14 protein-coding genes and 3 pseudogenes are annotated in these 22,351 nt (G+C 67.4%); 11 read left to right on the forward strand and 6 right to left on the reverse strand.

Translation table 11 applies throughout. The features are described 5' to 3' along the window. Positions 1–78: 78 nt before the first annotated feature. Both ACSJDS_RS08060 and aat read right to left on the reverse strand, forming a co-directional pair. Entirely contained in the window at positions 79–816 is a 738-nt protein-coding gene (locus tag ACSJDS_RS08060) for an arginyltransferase (RefSeq protein WP_473032817.1), read from the reverse strand. A gap of 43 nt (positions 817–859) precedes the next feature. Continuing rightward, positions 860–1,588 carry a leucyl/phenylalanyl-tRNA--protein transferase gene (gene aat, locus ACSJDS_RS08065; RefSeq protein WP_473032818.1) on the reverse strand — a complete coding sequence of 243 codons (729 nt, stop codon included), beginning with the start codon at positions 1,586–1,588 and terminating at the stop codon, positions 860–862. Between the two features lie 244 nt (positions 1,589–1,832). Between aat and ACSJDS_RS08070 the strand changes: the two genes are divergently transcribed. The 3 genes from ACSJDS_RS08070 (at position 1,833) to lolA (ending at position 5,685) form a co-directional block, all read left to right on the forward strand. Beyond that, positions 1,833–2,264 carry a DNA translocase FtsK 4TM domain-containing protein gene (locus ACSJDS_RS08070; RefSeq protein WP_473032819.1) on the forward strand — a complete coding sequence of 144 codons (432 nt, stop codon included), beginning with the start codon at positions 1,833–1,835 and terminating at the stop codon, positions 2,262–2,264. Beyond that, a complete protein-coding gene (locus ACSJDS_RS08075) occupies positions 2,150–4,951 on the forward strand; it encodes an FtsK/SpoIIIE family DNA translocase (protein ID WP_473032821.1) in 2,802 nt (933 codons plus the stop codon). Before ACSJDS_RS08070 ends, ACSJDS_RS08075 begins: the two co-directional genes overlap by 115 nt. A 104-nt stretch (positions 4,952–5,055) precedes the next feature. Continuing rightward, a complete protein-coding gene (lolA, locus tag ACSJDS_RS08080; RefSeq protein ID WP_473032823.1) occupies positions 5,056–5,685 on the forward strand; it encodes an outer membrane lipoprotein periplasmic chaperone LolA in 630 nt (209 codons plus the stop codon). Positions 5,686–5,969: 284 nt separating this feature from the next. Here lolA and ACSJDS_RS08085 read toward each other — a convergent pair whose 3' ends face one another. Further along, entirely contained in the window at positions 5,970–7,301 is a 1,332-nt protein-coding gene (locus ACSJDS_RS08085; protein WP_473032825.1) for a replication-associated recombination protein A, read from the reverse strand. A 230-nt stretch (positions 7,302–7,531) separates the two neighbouring features. Here ACSJDS_RS08085 and ACSJDS_RS08090 point away from each other — a divergent pair, with 230 nt between their 5' ends. The 5 genes and pseudogenes from ACSJDS_RS08090 to ACSJDS_RS08110 all read left to right on the forward strand — a co-directional run bounded on the left by ACSJDS_RS08090 (position 7,532) and on the right by ACSJDS_RS08110 (position 16,387). Then, a complete protein-coding gene (locus ACSJDS_RS08090) occupies positions 7,532–8,077 on the forward strand; it encodes a hemerythrin domain-containing protein (RefSeq protein ID WP_473034998.1) in 546 nt (181 codons plus the stop codon). A 98-nt stretch (positions 8,078–8,175) separates the two neighbouring features. Further along, a complete protein-coding gene (gene murI / locus ACSJDS_RS08095) occupies positions 8,176–8,862 on the forward strand; it encodes a glutamate racemase (RefSeq protein ID WP_473032826.1) in 687 nt (228 codons plus the stop codon). Positions 8,863–8,992: 130 nt separating this feature from the next. Next, positions 8,993–10,100: pseudogene (gene trmA / locus ACSJDS_RS08100) on the forward strand (tRNA (uridine(54)-C5)-methyltransferase TrmA). Positions 10,101–10,332: 232 nt separating this feature from the next. After that, positions 10,333–15,168: pseudogene (locus tag ACSJDS_RS08105) on the forward strand (NAD-glutamate dehydrogenase). A gap of 196 nt (positions 15,169–15,364) precedes the next feature. Continuing rightward, a complete protein-coding gene (locus ACSJDS_RS08110; protein WP_473032828.1) occupies positions 15,365–16,387 on the forward strand; it encodes a quinone-dependent dihydroorotate dehydrogenase in 1,023 nt (340 codons plus the stop codon). 298 nt (positions 16,388–16,685) lie between these two features. Here ACSJDS_RS08110 and rmf read toward each other — a convergent pair whose 3' ends face one another. Further along, positions 16,686–16,892 (reverse strand): ribosome modulation factor, encoded by a 207-nt coding sequence (gene rmf, locus ACSJDS_RS08115; RefSeq protein WP_473032829.1) that lies wholly within the window; start codon positions 16,890–16,892, stop codon positions 16,686–16,688. A 269-nt stretch (positions 16,893–17,161) separates the two neighbouring features. Here rmf and rlmKL point away from each other — a divergent pair. After that, positions 17,162–19,380: pseudogene (rlmKL, locus tag ACSJDS_RS08120) on the forward strand (bifunctional 23S rRNA (guanine(2069)-N(7))-methyltransferase RlmK/23S rRNA (guanine(2445)-N(2))-methyltransferase RlmL). Beyond that, on the forward strand, positions 19,377–19,724 hold the full coding sequence (locus tag ACSJDS_RS08125; protein ID WP_473032830.1) for a glutaredoxin family protein: 348 nt from the start codon (positions 19,377–19,379) through the stop codon (positions 19,722–19,724). Before rlmKL ends, ACSJDS_RS08125 begins: the two are co-directional and overlap by 4 nt. On the opposite strand, the gene ACSJDS_RS08130 is transcribed toward ACSJDS_RS08125, so the two are convergent. Further along, positions 19,725–20,006 (reverse strand): hypothetical protein, encoded by a 282-nt coding sequence (locus tag ACSJDS_RS08130; RefSeq protein ID WP_473032831.1) that lies wholly within the window; start codon positions 20,004–20,006, stop codon positions 19,725–19,727. It abuts the gene before it with no gap. Positions 20,007–20,141: 135 nt separating this feature from the next. On the opposite strand from ACSJDS_RS08130, the gene pdxB reads away from it, so the two are divergent. Beyond that, positions 20,142–21,269, forward strand: a complete 1,128-nt coding sequence (gene pdxB / locus ACSJDS_RS08135; RefSeq protein WP_473032832.1) for a 4-phosphoerythronate dehydrogenase PdxB — start codon at positions 20,142–20,144, stop codon at positions 21,267–21,269. 114 nt (positions 21,270–21,383) lie between these two features. On the opposite strand, the gene htpX is transcribed toward pdxB, so the two are convergent. Then, positions 21,384–22,283, reverse strand: a complete 900-nt coding sequence (gene htpX / locus ACSJDS_RS08140) for a protease HtpX (RefSeq protein ID WP_473032833.1) — start codon at positions 22,281–22,283, stop codon at positions 21,384–21,386. Between the last annotated feature and the right edge of the window lie 68 nt (positions 22,284–22,351).

Raw genomic sequence — 22,351 nt, forward strand, 5'->3', positions numbered from 1 at the left:
TAGGATAGCGCGGTATTGTGCCGCAAGCCGGGCGTCAAGGCAAAGATGGCCTGGCGCCCGGCATGCGGCTTTGGTAGGTCATAAAGGAATGGTGCGGCGCCAGTGTCGTCCGTCGAGGATCTCCAGCGGCTGGAAGTTCTCCTTGTAGGCCATCTTGCGGCACTCGCGAATCCAGTAGCCCAGGTAGACGTGGGGCAGACCCTGCTGGCGGGCCTGTTCTACCAGGCACAGCACGGCAAAGGTGCCCAGTGAGCGTCGGTCCCACTCGGGGGCCGGGTCGAAGAAGGTATAAATCGCCGAGAGGCCGTGCTCTAGCCGGTCGAAGGCGGCCACGGCGAGCAGGCGCTCGCCCAGTCGGAGCTCCAGCAGCCGCGAGTAGGGCTCATCCAGGGTCAAAAAGGTGCGGTATTGTTCATGGCTGGGCGGATACATGTCGCCATCGACGTGGCGGGTGCGGATATAGCGGTCGTAGAGGGCGTAGTGCTCCGGGTCGAACAGCGCCGGGCGCTCGATCAGGCGCAGGTCGGCGTTGCGCTTGGCCACGCGGCGCTGGGTGCGACTGGGGGCGAAGTCCGCGACCGGCACCCGCACCGAGAGGCAGGCGCTGCAACCCTCGCAGTGTGGGCGGTAGAGGTGGCGGCCGCTGCGGCGAAAACCGAGCAGCGCCAAGGCGTCGTAGACCCCCTGGCCGTGGGATTCCTGGGGATCGAGAAACAGGGTGGTGGCCTCGCGCCCTTCCAGATAGCTGCAGGCATGGGGCACGGTCAGGAAGAAGCGCAGGTCCCTGACCGGCTGATGAGGCGTATTGCTGCTCACGGGCGTCCGCCTCCTGGTCGGTTGTGGATTGAGCGGGTGCCGATCATGGCACCGCCACGGCTGCCTCTGCGGGGAGCGGCCAGTCGGGGAGCGGGTGGCCGGCGTGCCGCGCCGTGGGGGTTGTCAGGCTCTCTTCAAGATAGTTGATGAAGTCGCTGCGGGCGATGTCCCGAGCGCCCAGGCTGGCCAGGTGACGGGTATGCATTTGGCAGTCGATCAGCCGACCGTTGCCTGCCTGCATGGCGCGCACCAGATGGACCAGGGCCACTTTGGAGGCGTCGCGCACGGTCGAGAACATCGATTCGCCGAAGAAGGCGCCACCCATGGCCACGCCGTAGAGACCGCCAACCAGCTGCTGCTCCCGCCAGACCTCCACCGAGCGGGCGAAGCCGAGCCCGTGCAGGGCTACGTAGGCGTCGCGCATCTCCGCGGTGATCCAGGTGCCGGGCTGACCGGCCCGCGGGGCGGCGCAGGCGTCGACGACCGCCTCGAAGGCGCGATTGAAGGTGACGGTGAAACCGCCGTTACGCAGCCGCTTGGCAAGGCTGCGGCTGACATGAAGCTCGTCGGGCAGCAGTATCATGCGCGGGTCGGGACTCCACCACAGGATCGGCTGGTCGTCGCTGTACCAGGGGAAAATGCCGCGTCGGTAGGCGGCCAGCAGCCACGCCGGCGTGAGATCGCCACCGGCGGCCAGCAGGCCATCCGGATCGCGCAGCGCCTGCGAGACGGGCGGAAAGCGCACCGGGCGTTCGGGTAGCCAGGGCAGCATGCAGGGGCTCCTGAAAAGCTTCCATTTTGACGCTGCCCGTGGCGGGGCTCAAGCGGCAGGCGCGGTACTCTGTGCCGGGGCTGCCAGGCCCGGTATGATGGGCGGCTGAGACGATCTTTGGATGACGAATGCTTCTGACAGTGTCGCCCGTTGGCGGCACGAGGGGGTGGGTGATTTGAGTGCGAAGGAAAAGCGCGCGCCGCGGCGTGCGACGGCGGAGAATGCTCGGCAGACGGCACAACGCATGGGGCTTCGCCTGCAGGGGGCGGCCCGTGAAGGCGTGGTCATCGTGCTGCTGGCGGCCTGCGTCTTCCTGCTGCTGGCGCTGTTCAGCTATCAGGCCGCCGACCCCGGCTGGTCTCGCCGTGGCCCGGAGACCGAGGTGGCGAACTGGATGGGGCCCATCGGTGCCTGGCTGGCCGACGTGCTCTATTCGTTGTTCGGTGCCAGTGCTCTGTGGTGGCCTGGCATGCTGGGATTTGCCGGCTGGTGGCTGATCCGCTCGCGTCGGGTACGCTTCGAATGGGATGCCACGGCGGTGGCCGTGCGCCTGGGGGGCTTGTGCTGCTGCTGCTGGGCACCACGACGCTGGGGGCGCTTCACTTCTATCACCCCGATAGCGTGCTGCCCTACTCATCCGGCGGCATCCTCGGCGAGGGGCTGGTGGGAGCGCTAGTGCCGCTGGTGGGGTCCGGTGGCACCGGCTTGCTGGCGCTGGCCGCCATGCTCTGCGGCTTTCCGCTGTTCAGCGGGGTGTCCTGGCTCAGCGTCATGGACGAGCTAGGCCATCGGGCGCTACGCCTGTGGGGCTGGTTCGCCGTGCCCTTCGGGCTGGCCCGCGAGCGCCGAGAGGCGAAGCGTGACGCGGTGGCAGACGAAATGGAGCCGGACGTCGAACCCGACGCCGATGATGGCGAGGAGGCGCCGGCCTCGCCGCGCCGGGGCTGGTTCGGGCGCTTCGGGCGGCGCCGAGCGGCGTCGAGTTCCGCGGCTGCCGAGCCGCGCCTCGCCCCTGGTTTTGGCGACGATGGCGACACCGAGATCCCCTGGGACGTGCCCGAGCGAACGCCTTCCGCCAAGCGGCCGGAGGCGGCCTATGCGGCGCAGCAGGCTGTCGAGCATGAGGTCGCGCCGGCAAGCCAGGCGTCGCCATCTGCCGTGCCGCGCGCTTCCGACCCCGAGCCGGCGTCACCGCTGAGCGCGCGTCGCGATGAGCCCGAGGCCGCTGAAGCCCCCATGCCCTTGAGTGCCAGGGAGCCCGAGGCCCAGTCATTCCCCGACCCGGGCGGTGAAACGGCCACGGCAAGCACGAAAGTGCCGCTGGCCGCCGAGCCAGCGGACACGCGCCACGGCGCTGATCCGGCGTCTGCCGTCGCGGCTGACGCCTCGCCGTCGCGGACGGAGGACGCCGGGCACTTTTCTCCGCCCGAGCCGGCGGTGCCCGATGAACCGGAGCCGATGCCGCCAGCGGGCGAGTCGCCTCGGGCCTCGCGTCGTGAGCCGGGTCTTGGCGACTGGCGGTCAACGGAGCCAGACGAGGGCGCCCAGCGTGAGCCGCGGCTGAGCTGGGGGAGCGTTGCCGACGAGGCCTCGGGCGAGTCGGCGCCGACTGTCTCGTCCCGTACAGCGTCCGCGGAGGCATCGCCAGCCACGACGCCGGACGCCCGCGAGGTCGCCGATCAGGCGGCTGGGCTGCGAGAGTGGCGCTCCAGTGCCGAGGCACCTGAGGCGGCAGCGGCGACCGTTGCCACCGCCGAGCAGGGACGAGCCGCGGCGGACGAGCCGGAGGGGCCGGCGCTGTGGACGGTGGAGCACCTGCAGAGCCAGCGCCCGCAGCTCGACGACCTGCCCGAGCCCGACGGCGAGCTGCCCAGCCTCAGGCTGCTGACGCCGCCGGAGCCCCATCAGCGCAACTACACCGATGCGCAGCTGGCCGAGATGGCTGAACTTCTGGAAACGCGGCTGCGCGAGTACGGCGTCAAGGCAGAGGTGGTGAACACCTGGCCCGGCCCGGTGATCACCCGCTTCGAGATCAAGCCCGCCGCCGGGGTGAAGGTGTCCAAGATCAGCAACCTGGCCAAGGACCTGGCGCGTTCGCTGATGGTCAAGAGCGTGCGCGTCGTCGAGGTGATCCCGGGGCGGCCCACGGTGGGGATCGAGATCCCCAATCCCCACCGGGCCATGATTCGCCTGCGCGAAGTGATCGACTCCGACCGCTACCAGCAGGAGGCCTCGGCGCTGACCCTGGCCCTGGGCCAGGACATCGGCGGCGGCCCGGTCGTGGCCAACTTGGGCAAGATGCCCCACCTGCTGGTGGCCGGCACCACCGGCTCGGGCAAGTCGGTGGGGGTCAACGCCATGCTGATCTCGATGCTGCTCAAGGCCACGCCCGACGAGCTGCGCCTGATCATGGTCGATCCCAAGATGCTCGAGCTCTCCGTCTATGACGGCATTCCGCATCTGCTGGCGCCGGTGGTCACCGACATGAAGGAGGCGGCCAATGCCCTGCGCTGGTGCGTGGCCGAGATGGAGCGGCGCTACAAGCTGATGGCCGCCATGGGCGTTCGCAACATCGCCGGTTTCAACGCCAAGCTGGACGAAGCGGAGCGGGCCGGCGCCCAGGTGGCCGACCCGCTGTGGGAGCCGCAGCCCTGGGAGATGCACCAGACCCCGCCGGTGCTGGAAAAGCTGCCCTATATTGTGGTGGTGATCGACGAGTTCGCCGACATGTTCATGATCGTCGGCAAGAAGGTCGAGGAGTTGATCGCGCGGCTGGCGCAGAAGGCCCGGGCCGCCGGCATCCACCTGATTCTGGCCACTCAGCGCCCCTCGGTGGACGTGGTGACCGGCCTGATCAAGGCCAACGTGCCCACTCGCATGGCCTTCCAGGTCTCTTCGCGGGTCGACTCGCGCACCATCCTCGACCAGGGCGGCGCCGAGAATCTGCTGGGTCACGGCGACATGCTTTATCTGCCCGCCGGCTCCGGGATGCCGACCCGGGTCCACGGCGCCTTCGTTGACGACGACGAGGTGCACCGGGTCGTGGAGGACTGGAAGCGCCGTGGCGAGCCGGACTACATCGACGAGATCCTCTCCGGCGGCGTCTCCGCCGAGGCGCTCACCGGCCTGGAGGCCGAGGGCGGCGACGGCGGCGACGCCGAGCAGGATGCCCTCTACGATGAGGCCGTACAGTTCGTCACCGAGTCCCGCCGCGCCTCGATCTCGGCGGTGCAGCGACGCTTCAAGATCGGCTACAACCGCGCCGCGCGGCTGGTCGAGGCCATGGAGATGGCCGGCGTGGTCTCCACCATGGGCACCAATGGCGCCCGCGAGGTGCTGGCGCCGCCCCCGGTGGGTGAATGAACGTGCAGCAACGGTGGAAGCGTGGGGGGGCCATGCAACCCCCGGTGTCGGCCCGGTCAGAGTGACAGGACGCCACAATGGACCCGTTCAGGGAGTATGACCCCATGACAGTAAAGAAGACCCTTGCCGCCCTCGCCGTCTCGGCGCTGCTGCCGGCTGCCGCCCTGGCCAGCGACGGCGCCGAGCGCCTGACCCGCATGCTCGAGCCGCTGCAGACCTACGAGGCACGCTTCGCTCAGCAGATCCTCGACGGCAGCGGCGAGCGCCTGCAGGAAGCGAGCGGCCAGATGTGGCTGTCGCGGCCGGGCAAGTTCCGCTGGGAAGTCGATGCCCCCTACCAGCAGGTGGTGGTCTCCGACGGTGACGACGTCTATCTCTACGATCCCGATCTGGAGCAGGTGACGGTGCAGGCGCTGGATCATCGCGTCACCCATACGCCGGCCCTGCTGCTCTCCGGCAGCGCCGGTGAGCTGACCGACAGCTATGAGGTCTCGCGTCGCCAGCAGGGCAGCGCCGAGACCTTCACCCTGGTGCCCAAGGCCGCCGACACTCTCTTCGAGGAGCTGGAGATGACGTTCCGCGGGGAGCGCCTGAGCGTGCTGATGATGACCGACAGCACCGGTCAGCGTACCGCCATCGAGTTTCGCGACGTGCAGATGAACCAGGCCATCGACGGTAGCCGCTTCGCCTTCGAGATTCCCGAGGGCACCGACGTGATTCGGGATACGCACTAATAAGGCCTTCGGCCAGGAGCGAGGTTCAAGGAGCAAGTTTCAAGGAATCCCCTTGGCTTGCTCCTTTCATTGGTTCATCGCAGACTGGCGTGGACTTACCCTGTGGGAGGGAGCTTCAGCTCGCGAAGTAGCGCGCAGCGCTACCCATGGGGCGCCTGCGGCGCCTTCGCCCGGCAGAGCCGGCCTCCCACCATAGAACCTGCCAAACACGTTCACGCTAAAGTGCGAAGAGCCCTTTCATTTGGGCGCAGACTGCCTCGCCCCTCGCCCCTCGCCCCTCGCCCCTAGTCACCATCCGCTCCGGCGTCGAGTTCGGCCCGCCAGGCCATCATCTGGGCGTAGCGCTTCTCCTGGCCATGGTCGGTGGGGTCATAGAATCTCGCCCGCGGCAGGTTGTCCGGCCAGCAATCGTGGGCGCTGCCGGCTGGGTAGCCGTGGGGTTCGCGGTGGGCGTAGCGATAGCCCTGGCCGTGGCCCAGTGACGCCATCAGCGTCGTCGGTGCATTGCGCAGGTAAGTGGGCACGTCCACGCTCGGCTGGGCCGCCACATAGGCTTGGGCTGCCTTCCAGGCGCGCTCCACGGCGTTGCTCTTGGGGGCCACGGCCAGGTGAATCGCCGCATGGGCGATGGCGCGCTGACCCTCGTAGTCGCCCAGGCGCAGGTAGGCGTCCCAGGCGGCCATGACGAGCGGCAGGGCGCGCGGGTCGGCGTTGCCCACGTCCTCCGAGGCGATCGCCGCCAGTCGGCGCACCACGTCGAGCGGGTCGCCGCCGCCCTGGATGAAGCGCGCGATGTAGAGCAGGGCGGCATCGGGGCGCGAGGAGCGCACCGACTTGTGGATCGCCGAGAGCAGGTCGTAGTAGTGGTCGCCCTGCTTGTCGAAGGCGCTGGTGCCATGGCTCAGGGCGGCCTCTAGGGCCTCGGGTGGCAGGCGTTCGCCGCCATCCTCGGCGAGGGTGAAATCGCAGGCGTTCTCCAGCAGGCCCAGAGCGCGGCGAGCGTCGCCTGCCGCAGCGCGGGCCACGCGCGCCAGCACCTCCTCCGCCACGGCGATGCGGCGTGCGCCCAGACCGCATGCCTCGTCCGTCAGCGCCTGGCGCATCACCTGGAGCAGCTCCTCCTCCGAGAGCGGGGTAAGCACCTGGACCGGCGCCCGGGAGAGTAGCGCCGAGTTGACCTCGAAGGAGGGATTCTCGGTAGTGGCACCGATCAGCGTCAGCAGTCCCGACTCCACGTGGGGCAGCAGGGCGTCCTGCTGGCTCTTGTTGAGCCGGTGGATCTCGTCGAGAAACATCAGGGTCGCCTGGCCCTGGTCGCGGGCCACGCCGGCCCGGGCCACTGCCTCGCGGATGTCCTTGACCCCCGCCATGACCGCCGACAGCCGCTCCAGGCGCGACCCCGACTCCGTGGCCAGAATCTCGGCCAGGGTGGTCTTGCCCACGCCGGGTGGGCCCCACAGGATCATCGAGCGGACAGTGCCGGTCTCGACCATCCGTCGCAGCGGCTTACCCGGCCCGACCAGCGCCTGCTGGCCCACATAGTCATCCAGGCGGCGGGGGCGCATTCGATAGGCCAAGGGGGCCGTCTCGGGCGGGGCCTGACCGAACAGATCCATGATGATCTCCTTGCGGTAGCGCTGTCGCTGTTCCAGTTCCGTTTACGGCGAATTTTGCAATACGACTTTGGGTGATAGGCATCATCGGGCTTTAGGCGCTAGGGTGATACGGCGTCTATCCCGTCCCGGCGTTGGCGGGAGGATGGAGTGGGCAATGAACCCGTACCCATTCCGCGTATCCAAGACTGTATGCTCGCCCATCCGATGGAAGAGGAGGCTTCGACATGCCCATGCTGACCCAACTGCGTCGGGATCATGCCAACATGGCGCGCATGTTGCACGTCCTTCAGCTCAAGCAGAAGGCGCTGGCGGTCGGCGATCGCCCCAACTTTCAGCTGGTCCGGGAGGTTGTCGACTACATCCTTGACTATATGGAGGGCTTCACCGTTCCGCTCGAACGGATCTGCACCGAACGTCTCCAGACCCTGGCACCGGAGAGCCAGGAGCTGACCGAGCGACTCAGCAATGACTACCAGGCGCTGCGCAAGCAGTTGATGCGGCTCTCCAACGATCTGGATATGATCCTGATGGACGCGGTGGTCCCCATGGACCGCTTTGCCGACGATCTCAAGGCCTATCTGGACGCTCACCGTGCCTATCTGCGCGATGAGCGCGAGCTGCTTTTCCCGCTGATTCGTGAACACTTCGACGACCAGGACCTCGAGCGTCTGGCCGAGGCACTGCCCGACGGGGCCACGGCGGCGCTGGAGCGCCTGCAGGAGGCCTATCCCGAGCTCTATGCCGAGCTGAAAGAGGCTCCCGAGCCTGCCACCTGATGGAGGGCGCGACCCGCGGCGTATTTCCGTTGCCGGCGTAGCTGGTAGAATGGGCGGCTCACTGCTGCGGAGCGACCCTGCATGACCGTCCGTTCGCCATGCCTGGCCCAATACTGATTTTCGACTCCGGCGTGGGCGGCCTTTCGGTGGTGGCGCCGCTGCGCCGCCAGCTGCCCGGTGTCGCGCTGGCCTACGCCTGCGACAACGCCATGCTGCCCTACGGCATTCGCCCGGATGAGTGGCTGGTGGCGCGCATCCTTTCGGTGTGCGAGGCGGCGGTGGCCGCCAGCCGCTGTGGCGTGCTGGTGGTCGCCTGTAATACCGCCAGCACCCTGGCCCTGGATGCCCTGCGGGAGCGGCTCGGCGTGCCGGTGGTGGGCACGGTGCCGGCCATCAAGCCTGCCGCCCGGCTGAGTCAAAGCCGCCATATCGGCCTGCTGGCAACCAGTGCCACCGTGGCGAGGCCCTACACCGAGCGCCTGATCCAGGCGTTCGCCGCCGACTGTCGGGTGACCCGCGTGGCCGCAGACGCGCTGGTGGAGCAGGCCGAGCGGCTGGTGGCCGGCGAACCCGTGGATCGCGACGTCGTCGCCCAGGCCACGGCGCCGCTTTGGGAGGCCCCGGACCTGGATACCGTGGTGCTGGGCTGCACTCGACTTTCCCCTACTGCGCGCGCACATCGCCGAGGCGGCGCCACGCCCGGTGACCCTGGTCGACTCCGGCGAGGCCATCGCTCGGCGGGCCGCCCAGCTGGCGGTCGACCCACCCCCGCGTCAGGGCTGTGACCCAAGCTTCGCCACCGCCCCGGATGGCCGCCTGGCCAGGGCGCTTTCCCGCTACGCCTTTGCAGAGCCGGGTCTGCTGACCGTCGGCTGATGTCCGATTTTCCCTGCACCGCACACGACAGGAGATGCCGTGTCCCTTCCCGTTGTCGAACCCGGCCGATACGACGAGCAGCTCGCGGCCAAGCGCGAGCGCATCACCGCGCAGTTCGCGCGCTTTGCCCCCCGCCGCTCGAGGTGTTCCCTTCGCCTGCAACCCACTATCGTCAGCGCTGTGAGTTCCGCCTCTGGCACGAGGGCGACGATCTCTACTACGCGATGTTCGAGGTGGATGCCGAAGATCCCAAGCGTAAGAGGGTGATCCGCCTGGACCAGTATTCGGTGGCGAGCCGTGCGATCAATGCCCTGATGCCGCGCCTGCGCGAGGCGCTGCTTGAGAGCCCGGTGCTCCGGCGTCGGCTGTTCCAGGTCGAGTTTCTCACCACTCTGTCGGGCGAGGCGCTGGTGACGCTGATCTACCATCGCCCCCTGGACGATGCCTGGGAAACCGAGGCCCGCGAGCTGCAGGCGCGGCTTGGTATCATGATCATCGGCCGCTCCCGCAAGCAGCGCCTGGTGCTCGAGCGGGACCATGTCTGGGAGCGCCTCGAGGTCGAGGGGCGGCCCTTCGTCTATCAGCAGGTGGAGAACAGCTTCACCCAGCCCAATGCCGAGATCTGCCGCGCGATGCTGGCCTGGGCCCAGAGGCGACGCGCGCTAGCCAGGACGGCGATCTGGTGGAGCTCTACTGCGGCAACGGCAACTTCACCATCGCCCTGGCCGAGAACTTCCGTCGCGTGCTGGCCACCGAGATCTCGCGCACCTCGGTGGCCAGCGCCCGTGAGAACCTGGCCGCTAACGGTATCGACAACGTGCGCGTGGCGAGGATGTCCGCCGAGGAGTTTGCCGCTGCGCTGAACGGCGACAAGGGCGGGCGCCGGGTGGCAGAGATGGCGCTCGACGAGCACGACTTCTCGACCGTGCTGGTCGACCCGCCCCGGGCCGGGCTCGATGAATCCAGCTGCCGTCAGCTGAGCGAGTATCCACGCATCGTCTATATTTCATGCAACCCCGATACCCTGGCGCGCAACCTGGAGACGCTCAGTCGGACCCATGAGGTGACGCGCTTCGCCCTGTTCGACCAGTTTCCCTGGACGCATCACTGCGAGTGCGGCGTGCTGTTGGAACGGCGAGCCGGCTGAGCGCCGCGGCGCTTGGGTTGGCGGCGTCATCGGCAAGGCTCGGCGTCATGCCGGCAAAGTCAAGGCGAAAAGCCGCGGCCAATGATGCAGAAGCGACATGCTCCATGAGAAGGCTGGCAAGTCGATAGGGTGGGGATCGGGGCTGCAGTAAGCTGACATCAGGCGGCCGAGGGGCCGCGCTGACTCTTTCCCAGGGCCGCAATCCGCGGTCCCAGGCAGCCGAGGTGTAGGGATGCATTACGAAACGATCGAAGCCGGCAGGCAGGACATTCTCAAGCAGCTACGGGAACGCCTGTTCAGTCGACTGGACGAGAAGCGGGCCGAGGCCGTGGATGCCTTCGCCCGCTATTTCTATGCCACAGTACCGCTGGAGGACCTTGCCGACCGCCGGCTCGATGACCTCTACGGTGCCACGCTTTCGGTCTGGCACTTCATCCAGCACCACAATCCGGCCGAGCCCAAGGTGCGGGTCTTCAACCCCGATTTCGAGGAGCACGGCTGGCAGTCGACCCACACCTTCGTGGCCGTTCTGCACGAGGACATGGCCTTTCTGGTCGACTCGGTGCGCATCGAGCTCAACCGCCGCGGGTTGACCGTGCACGCCATCCACAATGCGGTCCTCGCCGTGGAGCGGGGCGCCGATCATACCCTGACGCGGGTCGTTTCGCCGCGCGAGGCGGATGCGCCCCAGGCCCGCGAGTCGCTGATCGCCATCGAAATCGACCGCCACACGGACATCAGCGTCCTGGAATCGCTGGAGGACGCCCTGCAGGAAGTGCTCGAGGACGTGCGCACGGCAGTGAACGACTATGTGCCCATGTGCGAGCGGGTCAACGAGGCGATTGCCGAGCTCAAGTCGAGCTGCCCCGAACAGGTCGACCCGGCGGATCACGAGGAGGCTATCGCCTTTCTCGAATGGATGGTGCGCGACAACTTCACCTTCCTGGGCTATGACGAGTACGTTATCGAGGCCGACGCCGACGGCGACCGCCTGACCAAGGTCGCCGGCAGCGAGCTGGGGGTCTTTCGTCTGGACCAGCCGCGCTACCAGGAGCGCATTCGTACCGAGCTGGGCGTCGAGGGGAATCGCTTCGTGCTGGTGCCCCAGCTGCTCTCCTTCGCCAAAAGCGCCCACCATGCTCGGGTGCACCGCCCCACCTATCCGGACTACATCTCCATCGATCGCTACGACGAGAAGGGGCGCGTGATCGGGGAGCGGCGCTTCCTGGGGCTGTTCACCTCCACCGTTTACAATGAATCGCCGCGCAACATCCCGCTGCTGCGCCGCAAGCTCAAGGCGGTGATGGAGATCGCCGGCTTCAATCCCAAGGGACACAACGGCAAGCAGTTATTGCAGATCCTCGAGGTCTATCCCCGCGACGATATTTTCCAGATCGACACCGATGAGCTGGCCAAGACCGCGCTGGGTATTCTCGACATTCGCGAGCGGCGCCGGGTCCGGCTGTTCATCCGCACCGACCTCTCCGGCCGCTTCCACTCCTGCCTGGTCTTCGTACCGCGGGATGTGTTCTCTACCGACCTGCGCCTGCGCATCCAGCACCTGCTGTGCGAGGAGCTCAACGCCTCCTTCGGCGATTTCAACACCTACCTCTCCGAGTCGGTGCTGGCGCGTATCCAGTTCATCCTGCGCTTCAACGAGGAGGGCCCGCGCGATTTCGACATCAAGCGCATCGAAGCCAAGGTGGCGCGGCTGGCGCGCAGCTGGCGCGATGAGCTCCAGGAGGCCATGATCGAGGGCTTTGGCGAGGAGCAGGCCAACATCCTGATGGACCGCTTCCGTGATGCCTTTCCGGCCAGCTACCGAGACGACTTCGGCGCCCGGACGGCGGTCTTCGACCTGCAGCACATGGGGGAGCTGGATCGCGGTGAGCCGCTGGCGCTGACCCTCTATCGCCTGGTCGAGGAGGAGGGCAGCGGCGTCAACCTCAAGCTGTTCCACCGTGACCAGCCGATTCCGCTCTCCGATGTGCTGCCGATGATGGAGAATCTCGGGCTGCGGGTGATCGGCGAGCGCCCCTACGAGATCGATACCCCGGATATCCGCTACTGGATCCACGACTTCGACCTGGAGCACCACACCAGCATCGAGGTCAGCCTGCAGGAGATGCGCGAGCCCTTCATCGAGGCCTTCCGGCGCATCTGGGCCGGTGAGGCTGACAACGACGCCTTCAACCGCCTGGTGATCGTGGCCAACCTGGACTGGCGAGAAGTGGCCATGCTGCGCACCTACGCGCGCTACCTGAAGCAGATCCGCTTCGGCATGTCCCAGGACTACATCGCCGCCACCCTGGCCAACCACCCCGAGATCACCCGTGATCTGGTGCTGCTGTTCGCACTGCGCTTCGATCCGAAGCAGCGTCCCGACGAGGAGCAGGTCAACGCCTGCGTGGAGCGCATTCTTCGCGGTCTCGACGGCGTGGCCAGCCTCAACGATGATCAGCTGCTGCGCCGCTACATGGAGCTGATCCAGGCCACCCTGCGAACCAACTACTATCAGCCCTCAGCGGATGGCCGGGTCAAGGATTACATCGCCTACAAGCTCGACCCGAGCCGGGTCACCGGCATGCCCCGCCCGCGCCCGGCCTACGAGATCTTCGTCTGCTCGCCCCGGGTGGAGGGCGTTCACCTGCGCGGCGGCAAGGTGGCCCGCGGAGGGCTGCGCTGGTCGGACCGTCACGAGGACTATCGCACCGAGGTGCTGGGTCTGGTCAAGGCGCAGCAGGTCAAGAACGCGGTGATCGTGCCGGTGGGTGCCAAGGGCGGCTTCGTTTGCAAGCGCATGCCCGAGGGCGCCGACCGCGATACGCTTCAGCGCGAAGGGATCGCCTGCTACAAGACCTTCATCAGCGCGCTGCTGGATGTCACCGACAACCTGGTGGGCGGCGAGGTGGTGCCCCGGAGAACGTGGTGCGCCACGACGACGACGATGCCTACCTGGTGGTGGCCGCCGACAAGGGCACGGCGACCTTCTCGGATATTGCCAACGAAATCTCCGCCGAGTACGGCCACTGGCTGGGGGATGCCTTCGCTTCGGGTGGGGCCAACGGCTACGATCATAAGAAGATGGGTATTACCGCTCGCGGGGCCTGGGAGTCGGTCAAGCGCCACTTTCGCGGCCTGGGACTCAATACCCAGGAGGACGAGTTCAGCGTGATCGGCGTCGGCGACATGGGCGGCGATGTCTTCGGTAACGGCATGCTGCTCTCCGACAAGATTCGCCTGGTGGGGGCCTTCAATCACCTGCATATCTTCGTCGACCCCAACCCGGACGCCGCGGCCACCTTCGCCGAGCGTCAACGCCTGTTCGACCTGCCTCGCTCGAGCTGGGAGGACTTCGATACCTCCCTGATTTCCGAGGGGGGCGGGGTGTTCAAGCGCAGCGCCAAGTCGATTCCCATCTCCCGGGAGATGCGGGAAGTGTTCGATATCCAGGAGGAGCGGCTGTCGCCCAACGATTTGATTCGCGCCATGCTGCGCTCCCGGGTCGATCTGCTGTGGAACGGCGGCATCGGCACCTACGTCAAGGGCAGCGACGAGTCGGATACCGAGGTCGGCGACAAGGCCAACGATGCCCTGCGCATCAACGGCCGTGAGCTGAACTGCCGGGTGGTCGGTGAGGGGGCAACCTGGGGCTGACCCAGCACGGGCGCATGGAGGCGGCCGCCAAGGGCGTTCGCGTCAATACCGATTTCATCGACAACGCCGGCGGGGTCAACTGCTCCGACCATGAGGTCAATATCAAGATCCTCATCGACGAGATCGTCAAGCGCGGCGACATGACCGATAAGCAGCGCAACCAGCTGCTGGCGGATATGACCGAAGAGGTTGCCGACCTGGTGATCCGGGACAACTATCGCCAGACCCAGGCGCTGGATCTCTCCGAGATCCTCTCCCGCCACGGCATCGGGCCTTATCGCCGCTTCATCAGTGAGCTCGAGGCGGTGGGGCAGATCGACCGCGAGCTGGAGTTCCTGCCGGCGGACGAGGAGCTGCAGGAGCGGGCCGCCAACGAGCAGGGCATGACCCTGCCGGAGCTGTCGGTGCTGATCTCCTACGCCAAGAGCGTGCTCAAGGGCGAGGTGCTGGCCTCCGACGTTCCCGACGACCCCTACATTCAGCAGTACCTGGAGCGCATCTTCCCGCCGGTGCTGGTCGAGCGCTTCAAGGATGAGATGTATGACCACCGCCTGCGGCGCGAGATCGTTACCACCCAGGTGGCCAACGATCTGGTCGACCACATGGGGATGGTGTTCGTGCGCCGGCTGATCGACTCTACCGGGGCCGGCCGGCCCGAGATCGCCCGGGCCTATATCGTCGCCCGCGACAGCTTCCAGCTGGCCGCTATCTGGGAGCGGATCGAAGCCCTGGATAACCAGGTGCCGTGCCAGGTGCAGTACGCCATGATGCTCGACCTGATGCGCCTGATCCGCCGCGCCACCCGCTGGTTCCTGCGCCAGCGCTTGGGGCTCTCGACGCGGGATGCGATCGAATACTTTGCCCCCGGGTCGCGCAGCTCCAGGAGAGCATCGGCGAGCTGGTGCGCGGCGAGGAGCGTGACAGCTGGGAGGCCAAGCGCAGCGAGCTGATCGAGGCCGGGGTACCGGAAGAGCTGGCCGCCACCGTGGCCGGTGCCGGCAGCCTCTATGGTGCGCTGGGCATTATCCAGGCGGCGCGGCAGACCGATGAGAAGCCCCAGCGCGTGGCCGAGATCTTCTACGAGATCGGCCACCGTCTCGAACTGCCGTGGATGATCCAGCAGGTCACCGACCTCAAGGTGCGCGACAGCTGGCAGGCCCAGGCGCGTGAAACCTTCCGCGACGACATCGACCGCCAGCAGCTGGCGCTGACGGTCAGCGTGCTCAAGACCGAGGACGGCCGCGAGCCCGAAGAGCGCGTCGAGCACTGGCTTCAGGCCCACCGCTCACTGCACGAGCGCTGGTGCCGCCTGATCGCGGAAGTGCGCAGCGGCAGCCAGGCTAGCTTTCCGCTGTTCGCCGTGGCGGTGCGCGAGCTGGTCGACCTCGCCGAAAGCAACGACGAGGGATGACGGCGTCAGCTCGCATTTCCTTGCTGGTGCATCGGTCCAGGGTGGGAGGCCGGCTCTGCCGGGCGAAGGCGCCGCAAGGCGCCCGGGTGTAGACAGCGCTCCGCGCTGCTTCGCGCGATACATCGCCCTCCCACAAGTGGTGGCAAGGGCTGGTATACTCCTGCCGCCCGTTGCCAGTCACTGCCCGGAGATGCCCATGTACGCCTTGGCCCGTTCGCTGCTGTTTCGCCTCGATGCCGAAACCGCCCATGGGATAGCGCTACGCGCGCTGGATGCATCGCACCGGCTGAACCTTGCGTCCCGCCTGGGGGGCGGTCGCGTCGAGGATCCGGTGGAGCTGATGGGGCTGCGTTTTCCCAATCGGGTGGGGCTGGCCGCGGGCCTGGACAAGAATGCCGACTACCTTGACGCCCTGGGAGCGCTGGGTTTCGGCTTCGTCGAGGTCGGCACCGTGACCCCCAAGCCCCAGGAGGGCAATCCCCGGCCGCGGCTGTTTCGCATCCCCCAGCGCGGCGCCATCATCAACCGCATGGGGTTCAATAATGCCGGCGTCGATCACCTGGTCGAGCGGGTTCGCCAGCGCCGCTATGATGGCATCCTCGGCATCAATATCGGCAAGAATCTCACCACGCCGGTAGAGCGGGCCGTGGAGGACTATCTCCACTGCCTGGAGAAGGTGCACGCGCATGCCGACTATGTGACCGTCAATATCTCCTCGCCCAACACCCCGGGACTGCGCGACCTGCAGTTCGGCGAGCAGCTCGATGCCCTGTTGGGCACCCTGAGAGAGGCCGGCAATCGCCTGGATGCCGCCGCCGGCAGGCGGGTGCCGCTGGCGGTCAAGATCGCCCCGGACATGACGCCCGAGGAGATCGGCCTGGTGGCCGAAAGCATAGCGCGCAGCGAGATCGATGCGGTGATCGCCACCAACACCACGGTGTCGCGCGAGGCCGTGGCCGGGCTCCCCCACGCCGACGAGCAGGGTGGGCTGTCAGGGCGGCCGGTGTTCGAGCCGTCCAATGCGGTGATCCGTGAGCTGCGTCGCCATCTGCCCGACCTGCCGATCATCGGCGTGGGTGGCATCGACGGCGGCGAGGCGGCGGTGGCCAAGCGTCAGGCGGGGGCGGATCTGGTGCAGCTCTACTCGGGCTTCATCTACCGTGGGCCGGCGCTGGTCGGCGAGTGTGCCCGGGCGCTCAAGGCGGCAGCGGCAGGTTAGCCGGAAGCCAAAAGTAATGTATTTCGCTCTTTAGCGTGAATAAGTTTGGCAAGCGTCAAGGTGGGAGGCCGGCTCTGCCGGCGGTTCGACGCTTCGACGAAGGCGCCGCAGGCGCCCCCTGGGTAGCCCTGCGCACTACTTCGCGAGCTAAAGTCGAGGCGTCGAACCGTCCCTCCCACAGAACCAGCTCACGCCAGTCTGGGATGAACCAAAAGAAAGCCCGTGAGCGAATCACGGGCTTGGGTGATGTCCGCCGCGGCAGCGGCGGCAGTGGACGGTCGATTGGGTCGATAGAGGGTTACATTACCATGGGGTTCTTGTGAATCCCGGAGACGCCGGTCATGCCGGCCCATTGATCTCCGCGACCTTCACGCCAACCGCTCATCCAGTATTCGCGAATATTGACATCCTGACTGGGACAGTCGTCGCGGGAGCGCCCTGAGACACCGGCCTTGTAGCCATGAAGGTAAGCGCGCTGAAAGCGATCACGTTTCTGTCTTTTCATCGGATGACCTCTTGTAAAGGTACCAATTTGGGCCGAACACCATGTTCCAACCCGACGTTCCACCGCCTCCAGTGCCGTTGCCAAGTCAACGGCAGAGCGAAGGGGTAGCGAGCCCGGGGGTCGCTGACAGAACGCATGCGTCTATAGAGTAGCTACTCACCTTATTCTTAGCTCATTATGGGCAGCATTGTCGACCTATGTTTCGTCATAAGATCGACGCAAAACTGCAACCTGAGGAATATGCCCGATCAAGCACGGGCCCCATTGCCATGACCGAGTCACCCGATACCCCACTACGCCTGCTGGCCAGCTGTCCAAAAGGGCTCGAGGAGCTGCTGGCCGATGAGCTCCGCGCCCTGGGCGCCGAGCCGGTCAAGACCACCGTGGCCGGCGTGCACTGTCACGCCGATCTGGCGGCCGCCTATCGAGCCTGCCTCTGGTCGCGCCTGGCCAACCGCATCGTGCTATGCCTCGCCCGGGAGGAGGGCGTCGAGACGCCCGAGGCGCTGCGCCAGGCGGTGACCCGGGTGCCGTGGGCATCGCACCTATCCCCAGGCGCCACCCTGGCGGTGGATTTCCACGGTCGCAGCGAGCAGATCCGCCATACCCGCTTCGGCGCCCAGCTGGTCAAGGATGGCGTGGTGGCGGCGCTGCAGGGGGCGGGCCAGCCGCGTCCGAACGTCGACCTCAAGCAGCCGGACCTGCGGCTCTATGCCCACCTGCATCGCGGTCGGCTAACCCTCGGGGTGGATCTTTCCGGTGAGAGCCTGCATCGCCGGGGCTACCGTCGCGACGTGGGGCATGCGCCGCTCAAGGAGAACCTGGCGGCGGCGCTGCTGATCCGCGCCGGCTGGCCTGAGCGGCTGCGCGCCGGGGAGGCCCTGGTAGACCCGCTGTGCGGGGCCGGCACGCTGCTGATCGAGGCCGCCCTGATGGCCGCCGACATGGCGCCCGATCTGTCGCGTGAGCGTTTCGGTTTCCACGGCTGGGCGGGCCACGACGACACCCTGTGGCGTGAACTCAGGCGCGAGGCCGAGGCGCGGGCCAGCATCGGCCGCAAGCGCTGTCGGGTGAAGCTGTTCGGCTTCGACCAGAGTCCCCGGCGCTGGCGGCGGCCAAGGCCAACGCCATGCGCGCCGGCATTCCCGCCCTGATCGACTTCCACGGTGCCTCGCTCGGTCAGCTGCAGCGGCCGGAGGCGCTGGAGGCCTCGGCTCGCGGGCTGGTGATCACCAACCCCCCTTACGGCGAGCGGCTCGGCGAGCTGCCGGAGCTGGTGGCGCTCTATGCCGAGCTGGGGGAGGGGGTGCGGCGGGCCTTTCCCGGATGGCGCCTGGCAGTGTTCACCGCCAACCCGGACCTGGGCCATCGCCTGGGCATGCGTGCCGACAAGCAGTATTCGCTGAAGAATGGCCCCCTGGAGGCGCGGCTGCTGCTGATGGACGTGCCCGATGGCGCTGCCGGCGCAGGTGGTGCCAGTACCAGATCCGCCGAGGCGTTGGAGGGAGGGGCGACCCCCGCGCGCAGCGAAGGGGCCCAGATGTTCGCCAATCGCCTGCAGAAGAACCGCAAGCGCTTGAAGAAGTGGCTGAAACAGTCCGGTGAGACCTGCTACCGACTGTATGACGCCGACATGCCCGAGTACGCCCTGGCCATCGATGTCTACGATGGCCGGGTGCACGTTCAGGAGTATGCGCCGCCGCGCTCGGTGAATGCCGCCCAGGCCCAGAAACGGCTCTTCGATGCCCTCTCGGTAATTCCCGAGACGCTGGGCGTCGAGGCCTCGGCCATCGTCGTCAAACGGCGTGAACGCCAGCAGGGCAAGGAGCAGTACCAGAAGCAGGGCGCAAGGGGCGAGCGCTTCGAGGTGCGAGAAGGGCGTGCGAGGCTCTGGATCAACCTGCACGACTACCTGGATACCGGCCTGTTCCTCGATCACCGGCCGGTGCGTCGGCGGCTGGCCGAGATGGCGCCCGGCAAGCGCTTTCTCAACCTGTTCTGCTATACCGCGACCGCCACGGTGCAGGCGGCGCTGGGCAGCGAGGCCGAGGGCGGTGCCAGCGAAAGCGTGAGCGTGGATCTCTCCAATACCTACCTGGCCTGGGCACGGGACAACTTCGCCCTCAATCGCCTCGACCCCGCGCGCCATCGGGTGGTGCGCGATGACTGCCTGCGCTGGCTGGAGACCGCCCGGGCCGAGTTCGACCTGATCTTTCTCGACCCGCCCACCTTCTCGAACTCCAAAAAGATGGACGCCACCCTGGACGTGCAGCGCGACCATCCGCAGCTGGTCGAATTGGCCATGGCGCGCCTGGCGCCAGGGGGCACCCTGGTGTTCTCCAACAATCAGCGTCGCTTCAAGCTCGACCCGGCGCTCAGCGCGCGCTACGCCGTGGAGGATATCTCGGCGAAGACATTCGACCCGGATTTCCAGCGCCGACCCGATCTTCACCATGTGTTTCTGATTCGCCACCGGGAGGGCGCATGATGCGACTGAGGCTCTATACCACCCTGGGCTGTCATCTCTGCGAACGGCTCGAGGCGCTGCTGGCGACCCTGTGTCGGGGCGACTACCGGCTGGAGGCGATCGAGATCAGCGAGGACGATGCCCTGGTCGAGCGCTATGGCGTGAGGATTCCGGTGCTGGTGGACCAGGCGGGTGATGAACTGGACCGGGGTTTCGAACCGGCCCGGCTGGCCGCCTGGCTGGAGGCGCGCGGCCGGCTCGATGCGGCGGCCTGGGAGCGGCTGCAGGCGGGGGAGTCGCCGCGGGCCCCGGCAGTGCGGCCGGCCTCTCCCGGGCGAGGCAGTGGGCGGCGCTACCTGGGCTGATCAGGCCTTGTCGAGCAGCGAGAGCTGCTCGACCGCCGCCTGGCCCTCGGCGCTTTCGCTCGCCACCTCCAGCACCTTGCGCAGGCCGCGGGAGGCCTGAATGGTGGTCTCGTCGGCGAGCCACATCAGCGCCTGGTCGTGATCGTCGGCCAGCTGGTGTTTCAGGCCGCCGAACTGGGTGCCGATCTGCCCCCAGGCGCGGCTGAAGATCCAGTCGCCGAACATGTCCTGGTGGATATGCACCAGCACATAGTCATGGTCACTCTCCCAGCGGACGATCACGATGGCTCCCTAGCGGTGTGACGCCGCCGGGTGGCGACGTTCCTGTGCGTTTGGCGGTATTGTAAGGGTTCACGCAGACTGAACAAGTCGCATGAAGGCCGTTTTCGGGAGAGTGCCTGTGAAGGGAGAGTGCCTGTGAGAATTGTTGTCGATGCCAACGTGCCGGCCGCCGAGGCGAGCTTCGGTTCGCTGGGGGAGCTGGTGCGCCTGCCGGGGCGCGAGATCGATGCCGAAGCGGTGCGCGACGCCGACATCCTGGTGGTGCGCTCGGTCACCCGGGTCGACGAGGCGCTGGTGGCGGGGTCGCGGCTGCGCTTCGTGGGCAGCTGCACCATCGGCACCGACCATGTCGACCAGGCGGCGCTGGCACGCCACGGCATCGCCTTCGCCAGCGCGCCCGGCTGCAACGCCGAGGCGGTGGTCGACTATGTGCTGGGCAGCCTGCTGACCCTGGCCGAACGCCAGGGGTGGCGGCTTGGCGAGCGGCGTGTCGGCATCGTCGGGGTCGGCAACGTGGGGGGGCGGCTGCTGACCAGGCTTGCCGCCATGGGCATCGACTGCCTGGCCTGCGACCCGCCCCGCGCCGAGCGCCAGGATGCGCCGCCTGCCGGGGTTGAGGCGTTCCGCGACCTGGACACCCTGATCGATGAGTGCGATGTGCTCTGCCTGCATACCCCGCTGACCCGCGAGGGGCCCCATGCCACCCATCACCTGCTCGACGCCCAGCGTATCGCCGAGCTGGCGCCGGGCACGGTGCTGCTCAACGCCGGCCGCGGTTCTTGCGTGGACGGCCTGGCGCTGCGTCAGCGCCTGGCGGGCCAGGGCGACATCAGTGCGGTGCTGGATGTGTGGGAGCGCGAGCCCGGCATCGATGCCGCGCTGCGCGATCTGGCGACACTGGCCACGCCCCATATCGCCGGCTACAGCCTGGACGGCAAGCTGCGTGGCACCCACCAGATCTATACGGCGCTGGCGCATCGGCTGGGCCTGCCGGCGCGGCTGACCCTGGCGGAGCTGCTGCCGGCACCGCCCGTGGCGCGCCTGGCGCTGGGCGAGGGGCTCTCCGCCGAGGAGGCCCTGAGGCTCTGTGCCCGGGCAGTCTACGATGTGCGCCGCGACCATGACAGCCTGCGGCGAGAGGCCGGGCGCCGCGGGATCGAGAAGGGCTTTGAGGCCTGCCGCGCCGATTACCCGCTGCGCCGGGAGTTTGCCACCCTGGCGATCGAGCTTCAGGGGAGGCCCGCGAGTTGGCGTTGCTGTTGACGGCCGCCGGTTTCCGGGCAGGAGAGCCCTGACGCCTCGCCTTCGTCTCACATAACGCAGCGGGCCCGCCGAATGGCGGGCCCGCTGCGTTGGCGCCGAATACGCGACCGGGGATCAGCGATAGGCGGCTTCTTTCAGCGCGCGAATGCGATCGTCCAGGGGCGGGTGGCTGGCGAACAGCCGCTCCATCAGCGACTTGGTCTGGCCCTTGGTGATGGCCATGGCGCGCAGGGTATCCGGCATCTGGTCGGGCATCTCGGTCTCGGCCTTGAGGCGGGCCAGGGCGTTGATCATGGCGCCGGAGCCGGCCAGCTGGGCGCCGGCGGCGTCGGCGCGGTACTCGCGGAAGCGCGAGAACCAGGCGACGATGGCCGAGGCGATGATGCCGAACACGATCTCGGCGACGATCACCACCGCGAAGTAGCCCATGAAGCCGAGTCCGGCGCCGTCGCTGCGGCTCTTGAGGAACTGGTCCACCAGGTGGGCGACCACCCGGGCGAAGAACATCACGAAGGTGTTCACCACCCCCTGGATCAGCGCCAGGGTCACCATATCGCCATTGGCCACATGGCCGATCTCGTGGGCCAGCACTGCCCGGACCTCTTCGGGGCGCATGCGGTTGAGCAGCCCGGCGGAGACCGCTACCAGGGCGTCGTTGCGGTTCCAGCCGGTGGCGAAGGCGTTGGACTGCTGGGCCGGGAAGATGCCCACCTCGGGGGTCTTGATGCCGGCCTCTCGGGAGAGCTCTTCCACCGTCTCGACCAGCCACTTCTCGGTGGCATTCGACGGTGTCTCGATGATCACGGTGCCGGTGGTGCGCTTGGCCATCCACTTGGAGATGAACAGCGAGATCATCGAGCCGGCCATGCCGACGATGAAGCAGAAGATCAGCAGGGCGTTGAAGTTGATGCCCTGGCCGCGCAGGTAGCCTTCCACGCCCAGCAGGCGCAGGGTAATGCTGGCGACGATGATGACGCCCAGGTTGGTGCCCAGAAAGAGCAGGATTCGCAGCATGGTACGGGTTCTCCGATTGGTCATCGTAAGGGGGGCGCCACGCGGTCCTGCGCGTGGCATCCAGAAGC

The sequence above is a fragment of the Halomonas sp. SL18_1 genome, from assembly GCF_055755715.1.